At 30.7% G+C, this 6,131-nt stretch carries 7 protein-coding genes; all 7 read left to right on the top strand.

Annotation, left to right across the window (positions count from 1 at the left end; translation table 11 throughout):
- Positions 1–343: 343 nt before the first annotated feature.
- Entirely contained in the window at positions 344–784 is a 441-nt protein-coding gene (locus BUB47_RS09730; protein WP_073185801.1) for a sigma-70 family RNA polymerase sigma factor, read from the top strand.
- Entirely contained in the window at positions 762–1,001 is a 240-nt protein-coding gene (locus BUB47_RS09725) for a helix-turn-helix domain-containing protein (protein WP_073185799.1), read from the top strand. Before BUB47_RS09730 ends, BUB47_RS09725 begins: the two co-directional genes overlap by 23 nt.
- A 493-nt stretch (positions 1,002–1,494) precedes the next feature.
- Positions 1,495–2,184: an ABC transporter ATP-binding protein gene (locus BUB47_RS09720; protein ID WP_073185797.1), complete on the top strand. Its 690-nt coding sequence runs from the start codon at positions 1,495–1,497 to the stop codon at positions 2,182–2,184.
- Positions 2,168–2,875 carry a hypothetical protein gene (locus BUB47_RS09715; RefSeq protein ID WP_073185795.1) on the top strand — a complete coding sequence of 236 codons (708 nt, stop codon included), beginning with the start codon at positions 2,168–2,170 and terminating at the stop codon, positions 2,873–2,875. The genes BUB47_RS09720 and BUB47_RS09715 overlap by 17 nt, the downstream gene beginning before the upstream one ends.
- Entirely contained in the window at positions 2,866–3,510 is a 645-nt protein-coding gene (locus tag BUB47_RS09710) for a hypothetical protein (RefSeq protein ID WP_073185794.1), read from the top strand. Before BUB47_RS09715 ends, BUB47_RS09710 begins: the two co-directional genes overlap by 10 nt.
- A gap of 112 nt (positions 3,511–3,622) precedes the next feature.
- On the top strand, positions 3,623–4,936 hold the full coding sequence (locus BUB47_RS09705) for a sensor histidine kinase (RefSeq protein ID WP_073185792.1): 1,314 nt from the start codon (positions 3,623–3,625) through the stop codon (positions 4,934–4,936).
- The gene (locus BUB47_RS09700; protein WP_073185790.1) at positions 4,917–5,516 is read left to right on the top strand and encodes a response regulator transcription factor; all 600 of its coding nucleotides are present in this window, start codon (positions 4,917–4,919) and stop codon (positions 5,514–5,516) included. Before BUB47_RS09705 ends, BUB47_RS09700 begins: the two co-directional genes overlap by 20 nt.
- Positions 5,517–6,131: the final 615 nt, after the last annotated feature.

Here is a 6,131-nt window from a genome sequence, read left to right as displayed (position 1 = left end):
TTTTAAAAATAGAGTAACGGAAGGTTTGTTAAAATTACTCTTTATAGGGATACGGCGGTATCGCCGTGTCTATTTTTAATTATCATAGGAAATACAAATTCTATGCATTAAAAAAAGCCTATATCCCCCAACGGAATATTATTGCTCTCGATATGATCACACACATCATCTAATAAATGTAAATAGTTCAACTAATGCTCGACTGTATTTTCAGTCGGGCATTTTTATGTCTTTTTTTAAATTATTTCAAAATGTTTCTCAAAAGTTTGGCAGTTTTGCAATTCTCACCGTAATAGTGGTGAAAGGGAAACAGCGGAGTCACCACCCGAAAGGGGGTGAGAATGTGAAATCTAACAGCCATGAGCAGGACAAGCAACATGCTTTTGACAGCTTTTGCAAAAAGATACTTAAACATGAGGCAAGGGATTATTATGATGAGCTGAAAAGGCAACGAGGTCGAGAAACAACTTTTTCAGATTTATCAGCAAAGGAAATGGAGCTACTTTATACAGAGGATAAATACTTTGCTATCGAGCAGGTTTTTAATGTTTTAGGTCTTGATGTTATTGTTACTGATTGTGTTATTGCAGAGGCATTAGAAAGTTTACCAGAACGCAAGCGTGATATTATCTTGCTTTCCTATTTCCTTGAGTTGTCTGACCGAGAAATCGGGGACAAGCTGAATATGCTGCGTTCTACTGTCCAGTACCAAAGAACAAGTACATTGCAACAGCTAAAAAAATTTATGGAGGTAGATATCTATGAGCAACAAGAAAAGAAATAATCACCTGCTTTCCTACCCTGTTATTGTACTAGCTTCTGGTGGCGATGTGGATGCTATCAATACCGTTCTGAAGCATTATGAAGGGTACATAGCTGCATTGTCTATGAGGACATTTTACGACGAAGGTGGCAATCCGTATTTATGTGTAGATGATGTTTTACGTCGTAGATTAGAAACTAAACTGATAACCAAAATCTTAACTTTTAATGCGGCTTAATAGATAAATCTATGGAGAAGTATGTCCCCCCTTTCCGTACTTCATCCATGGTTTTGTTGAATCAGTGCACCTTGACAAAGAAAGCAAGTCAGATAACGGCTTTGCAGTATAAGGTAAAACGGATACATTCCATTTATATCGAGCCAAGTGGCTGATACGCCATGACCTCTGTTTAGAGTGAGCGAACAATATCAAGCTACAAAACAAATATGGCAGTTTGTTAGGCGATGACATATAAATGGGATAATGATACTCCCCTATAGCCATAGTCCGAGCGTTAAAAGCGTCACAGGCATGGCTATTTACTTTAATGAATAATAGTATTAACTTAGAACATTGTGCTAAAATCTCACTTGCAATGTAATAGCTTTTTATTTGCAATTTAAGTTTGCAGTATTTACTCATGTCCTATCGAAAGAAATCCTCTAAAATATAGATAGTATATAAAAATTTAGATAAATAAATCTATATTAATTATTTGGAGGTTTATAATATGGAACACCGAAATGTTATTGAAATAAAAGGGCTTGCTAAAAGCTTTGGAAAAGAGGATTTATATAAAGATTTCAATCTTAATATTAAAAAAGGGGATGTTCATGGATTAATTGGGCCGAATGGTTCGGGAAAAACAACACTTCTTCGTCTTATTACTTCCTTATATCAACTGGACTCTGGTAGCATAAAAATGGATTTAAAGCATTCTATGTTGCTGGAAAATGATTACTTGTATGAAGAGTTTTCTGGAAGGAAAAATATCGAACTTTTTGGCCAATATTTTGGATATGAAGGCAAGAAAGAAAACTATAAAAGATATTCTGACTTACTAGAACTAACAGAACATCTTGATAAGAAGGTTAGCAACTATTCGAAAGGAATGAAAAGGAAGTTGTCTCTCCTTATTGTTGTAATGATAGGAGCAGATATTATTCTATTAGATGAGCCTACATCTGGAGTAGATCCAATTTCACGTGTTGAGATTAGAAGTCTTGTTTCAGAATTAAAAAAAGAAGGGAAAACAATCATTATAACCTCTCATGATTTAAGTGAAATCGAAAAGATAGCTAGCCGAGTAACCATGATTAAAAGTGGCAATTTAATCTTTGATAAAGATGTAAATGAGTTTAATGGGCAAACATTAGAAGATTTATTCTTGGAGGTAGGAAAAAATGAAAAGAAATTATAATAAAGCAGCACGGAATTATCTTCTAAAAAATAAAGATACGCTTTTGAATGCCATTATATTTTTAGTTTTAAGTATACCTGCAACATTTCTTGTGCAATCAGATATGCTTGCAACCAGAGGTGAAAACTATCAGCTTTATTTAATGTATCTATTAATTCTTGGTATAAGTTTTATACAGGGTAGTTCAATGGTTGTAGATTTGACTGTAAAAGATAGACTCAGTAGAAGATTAGAATTTTATTTAGCCTCTGGTGGAGATGTAAAGGAAATTTTAAAAGCCTATACTTTGGAGATGTTTCGTATAGCGGCAATCATTCCATTCTTTATATTTATGGCATGTTTCTATATGATAGATTGGACTGTCCCCTTTGAAAAAATGATTTTGATTTATGTCACTACATCAGCAGTTTCTTACTTAGGAATTTATCTTTTAAATACCCTAGTCTTATCAATTAAAAGGTTCAAGCTATTTAAGAATATTCTTTTTTTTAGTAATTTCCTTATATTTTTTATAGGAACAAACCTAGGACCAAGTTTACTTGACTCTAATATTTTTAATATTCTATCCTTAGATACTGCTATTCTCTTCTTCAATCTAATCATTGGTGTAGTATTATTAATGATTACTTTAGCAAAAATTAAACATGTGAACAATGAGGATATTATCAGGAGAGATGCCCTATGGGAATAATGATGATGAAACAAAGCATAAAAAAAGCACTAACTCCCAGCTCTTTATTCATGGGTATAATTGCTTTAGTAATTATTGTCTATACCAACATGATTCAAGAGGCTACAAATGAATTGATGGGTTACTCTATTTTTGAATTTTTTTTAAAAGGAATTGTCTTTCTATTTATTATGTTTTCCAATGAGTTAAGTAAAGATACATTACAAGAAGAAAAGCGAACTAAAAGGATAGAGTGGTATTTAGCAAATGATTTAAAAATATCGATTATTATGTTTAGTCATAGTTTCGCTACATTTATAGCGACGAATATTTTGATAGTGCCAATAATATTAATTACAAGTTTTGTTATGAAAGAGTTTTCAATCTTTGGTTTTGTAGAATATCTATTCAACACTTTTTTGTATTCTCTCATGTTAAATATTATGATACTGAGAACAGTAAATATGAATCGTTTTAAGAATATATGGAAGAAAATAGTTGTGATAAATTTTCTTTTGCTAATACTGGACTTTTTACTAGAAATTATATTACCAGGAGTAATTATATCGTCAACTAAAATTATTATCTTGAGTATGGGATGCTTTTTATTGTATCGTTTTACCAATAAAGAAATGATAGTATCTGCATATTATTAAGACCTAGAAAATAGGATTATTGTTTGTAGATATACCATAAAGGATAGATTAAATAAAGTCTTAAACTATACTTAATCTATCTAATGTTATAATATTGCAAAGAGGTGATTTTTTGAAGAAAGTATCTATATTTGCAATCATTTATGCCCTTGTTATCATTCTATTATCAACTTTATCTGCTAACAACTTAGCAATAGAAAATGATGGTTTAGTAAATATTTATTTAACAAGTTTTGCTGTAATTAATATTAACTCTTTTTATATATTAATTACTTCATTATTCTCAAACTCAAAAGATATTTTAAAAAAAGAAATGAGGTCCATATTTTCAGCTATTACAGTAGTATCAATGATATATAAAGAACATCTACCTTTAATGTTTTGGCTTATTGGTTTATATTCCATAATTATATTAGTGGTTATGATAAGTGATGCAAATAAAAAAGAGTACCTAATAGACTTAATTGCCATATTGTTTGCAATAGGAGCAGTGTATCTGAACTTAAATATACTACTTTGTCTATTTCTAATATTCTATGTAATTTATACTACAAATAAATTTTATGGATATAAAAACTTAAATCAAATGACATTACTTCCTATAGGAAGAGATAGAATCCCTATTTTCACAATAATTTATTTAATTGTTTTTTTAGCATTGATATATATATTGGATTTAGATGCATTACGGGCAAATATTATTAATCATATTTTTCTGTTTGTTTTTGAACTTTTAATATTATTTCATATTTTAGATCATGGTAAGGCGGAAAGAAATCCTTATAAAAACATTAGCGAACTATATTATCTTTCAGAATATTTATCTAAAGAAAGAATTAATTTCTCGGAAATTTTACATGATGAACTATTACAAGATTTAATGGCCTCTTGTAATATGTTAGAGCTTAAACAGCCAGATTCGGAAGCTGCATTAGAAATATTAAAACCCTTACAAAATAAGATGAGAAAACTGATGAATTACTATAATTCTGTTGTCTTCTACGACCTTAGTTTTTATGATAATTTTGAAAGCATATTGGATACTATAGGCCCCATATATCCGAAGCAAGAAATTAACTTTCAATTCCATATTACAGAGAGAGCTACAGAATTATTGAAAAATAAGCAAATTATGAACACAAGTCTTAAAATAAGTAAGGAACTGATAAATAATGTATATAAACATTCACAAGCAACATATGCAGAATTTAATATATATGATAAAGAGAATAGGATATTTATAGAGTGTTCAAACGATGGTGTAAACGAAGAGAATTATAGAAAGGTTATGAAATCAAAAGGTGGCATCTTAATATTAGGTATATTGGTTTCTAATTATGGGGGAGATATAAGATTTGATTTTGAAGATAATATTTTGAAAGTATTAATTCGATTGGAGGGACAGGATGAAAATTCTTATATTTGATGACCATACCTTGTTCGGTCAAAGTATGGTTAAGTTGTTAAATGAATATTCTTTTATGGAGATTTCTTTCTGTAACACAGAGAAAGAGTTGTTTAAATCATTGAGAGATAAGATAATTGATATATTGTTATTAGATATTAACCTCAAAGATAGAGCAAGGAAAAATGGTATAGAATTAGTGAAAGATTTGCTAATAATCTATCCGGATTTAAAAATAATCATACTGTCTTCTTATGATTTACCTATTTACAAAAAAACAGCATTTGAGTACGGTGCAAAGGGTTTTTTAAATAAATCCATGGACGTAGATGAATTAGTAGATAGCATTAAAAAAGTCTACCAGTCTGAATTTATAGCAAAGTTTGAAGCACCTATTGAAGCTTTAACCAATAGAGAAATTGAAGTTATAAAAGCATTAAGTACTGGTAAGAAAAGAGAGTTGATTGCAAAGGACTTATATATAAGTGAAAGAACTTTATACAATCATATCAACAACATTTATGAAAAATTTGGAGTAGACAACATTATAGAGGCCTATAATTGTGCTATGGAATTAGGATATCTTGAACCTAAATTTTAGATGGTTTAATTTAATAAAACATAATTAATTTAATATAATATCATACCGACTTCAGCGGAAATAAAAAAAACCGTTGTTGTGCGGTCAGATAGTTGTGCTAAGCAGAAATATTATAGCTTGATGGCGGTTTTGAAATATCAATCAAAGCCGCCGTTTTTCTTTTCTTAAAACTAAAGAACAGAGGACATATAGGAGTCGTTTTTCAGAGATACGGTGGTATCGAGGAGGTATCGCCGTGTCTATTTTTTATTACCATAGGTCATACAAATTCTATCCATTAAAAAAAGCCTATATCCCCCAACGGTATATTACTGCCATCAGTATGAACACACACATCACCTGGTAAACATAAACAACTCCACCAATGCTCGACTGTATTTTCAGTCGGGCATTTTTACGTCTTTTTTTAAGTTATTTCAAAAAGTTTCTCAAAAGTTTGGTAGTTTTGCAATTCTCACCGTAATAGTGGTGAAAGGGAAACAGCGGAGTCACCACCCGAAAGGGGGTGAGAATGTGAAACCTAACAGTCATGAGCAAGACAAGCGACATGCCTTTGACAGCTTTTGCAAAAAGGTACTGAAACATGAGGCAAGGGATTACTACGATGAGCTTAAA

It is taken from the genome of Anaerosphaera aminiphila DSM 21120, from assembly GCF_900129925.1.
GTDB lineage: Bacteria > Bacillota > Clostridia > Tissierellales > Peptoniphilaceae > Anaerosphaera > Anaerosphaera aminiphila.
Note: the sequence above shows the minus strand (reverse complement) of the source record. Positions and strands in the feature narration are given on the sequence as shown.

What these genes read in the sequence shown, in the direction of transcription:
- BUB47_RS09725 (WP_073185799.1), top strand. Translation starts at nt 762, where the DNA reads ATGAGCAACAAGAAAAGAAATAATCACCTGCTTTCCTACCCTGTTATT.
- BUB47_RS09720 (WP_073185797.1), top strand. Translation starts at nt 1,495, where the DNA reads ATGGAACACCGAAATGTTATTGAAATAAAAGGGCTTGCTAAAAGCTTT.
- BUB47_RS09715 (WP_073185795.1), top strand. Translation starts at nt 2,168, where the DNA reads ATGAAAAGAAATTATAATAAAGCAGCACGGAATTATCTTCTAAAAAAT.
- BUB47_RS09710 (WP_073185794.1), top strand. Translation starts at nt 2,866, where the DNA reads ATGGGAATAATGATGATGAAACAAAGCATAAAAAAAGCACTAACTCCC.
- BUB47_RS09700 (WP_073185790.1), top strand. Translation starts at nt 4,917, where the DNA reads ATGAAAATTCTTATATTTGATGACCATACCTTGTTCGGTCAAAGTATG.